The organism is Mycobacterium hubeiense (assembly GCF_002838065.1).
Classification (GTDB): Bacteria; Actinomycetota; Actinomycetes; order Mycobacteriales; family Mycobacteriaceae; genus Mycobacterium; species Mycobacterium hubeiense.
Genome location: NZ_PIZU01000112.1, coordinates 1 through 1,280, shown reverse-complemented (window position 1 = coordinate 1,280; position 1,280 = coordinate 1). Strand labels below are relative to the sequence as shown.

2 protein-coding genes are annotated in these 1,280 nt (G+C 64.6%); one reads left to right on the top strand and one right to left on the bottom strand.

All coding sequences use genetic code 11. The features are described 5' to 3' along the window. Positions 1-38: 38 nt before the first annotated feature. Positions 39-647, bottom strand: coding sequence for a dihydrofolate reductase family protein (locus CWS39_RS28220; RefSeq protein WP_102146110.1), 609 nt, complete (start codon positions 645-647; stop codon positions 39-41). A gap of 178 nt (positions 648-825) precedes the next feature. Here CWS39_RS28220 and CWS39_RS28215 point away from each other — a divergent pair, with 178 nt between their 5' ends. Then, entirely contained in the window at positions 826-1,230 is a 405-nt protein-coding gene (locus tag CWS39_RS28215) for a hypothetical protein (RefSeq protein ID WP_102146109.1), read from the top strand. Positions 1,231-1,280: the final 50 nt, after the last annotated feature.

Sequence of the window (1,280 nt, the reverse complement as noted above, 5' to 3'; positions counted from 1 at the left end):
GGCGTCCCCGAAAGACAAGGGAAGCTACGCCCAAATCGCTAGCTGTCGTGCGGCAAGTGGGCTTTGGCGTCGTCGTAGGTACCGCTGCGCGCGACGCCGTCGGGCCCGTAGACCAGATGCAGCACCCCGGTTTGAAATGCCCGCGATGCCAACAGTTTCAGCTGCAATGGGGCGCCGTCGTCAAATAGCCGCATACCCGTGCCCACCACGATCGGGTGCACCATCAGGTGCAGCTCGTCGAGCAAGCCAGCAGACAGCAGCTCGCGTACCACCGACACCGAACCACTCATCGCGATGTCGCCGCCCGGTTCCTGCTTCAACGCAGTGACGGCCTCAACCAGGTCGCCCTTGAGCTGCTGGGAGTTGCGCCAGGTGAACGCGAGATTTTGATTGGAGACGACGAGCTTGCGGGCATCGCCCAGCTTCTTGGCGAAGGCAGCGTCCTCTCCGCCGTCTGCTTCCCGGTCCGGCCATGCGCCGGCGAAACTGTCGTAGGTTTTGCGACCGAGCAGGATGGTGTCGGCGGCGCCGAGCTGTGCGTCGACGGCGGCGCCCATCTCGTCGTTGAAGTACGGGAAGTGCCACTGATCGGGCGCCTCCACGACGCCGTCGAGCGCGATGAACAGTCCTGCGGTGATCGTTCTCATGACGAGGTAGACAACCCGAACCGGACAAAGTCATCGGCCCCTATTCCCCCAGTCGAAACCCCTTCGCGAGTCCCGAACGCGCCTGTTCGGTTACGGGGAGCTTCACCGTTACGGCGACCTGCTCCGGCTCGCTACCGTCGCTGCATCGCTCAGACCCCCACCGACGATAGGACCAGACATGAGCATCAAGTTCGTGCGCAGGCTCGCGCCCGCCGTCCTCTTCGCGGCCACCGTCGCGATCGCATCGCCCGGAGTTTCCAGCGCCGAGGGCACCTGGGACATCGAGGCGTTCGACACCTGCACGGAAATGCTGAACGACGGCCTCGATGAATCCCAACAAGAGAAGCTGGAAGACACCAAGGGCTGCTGCACGTACAGCGGCGGGGTGTGGAACGACGCCGAGAAGAAGTGCGTCGCCCCGCCCGCCGAATCCGAAGGCGCAGCACTGCCGGGACTACCGAAGCCGTTGACGCCCATCGCGGAGCCGCAAGTCGCCCCACCGCCCCTGTCCACCGTTCAACCGCCTCTCGCGGGGCGACACCACGCGATCGACAAGGCGTCGCGATTCGCGATTTGGGCGTAGTTGGTCGCGGTCAGCGCGACCAACTGACCGGAAAATACCCAGGGTGAGTG

What these genes read in the sequence shown, in the direction of transcription:
- CWS39_RS28220 (WP_102146110.1), bottom strand. Translation starts at nt 647, where the DNA reads ATGAGAACGATCACCGCAGGACTGTTCATCGCGCTCGACGGCGTCGTG.
- CWS39_RS28215 (WP_102146109.1), top strand. Translation starts at nt 826, where the DNA reads ATGAGCATCAAGTTCGTGCGCAGGCTCGCGCCCGCCGTCCTCTTCGCG.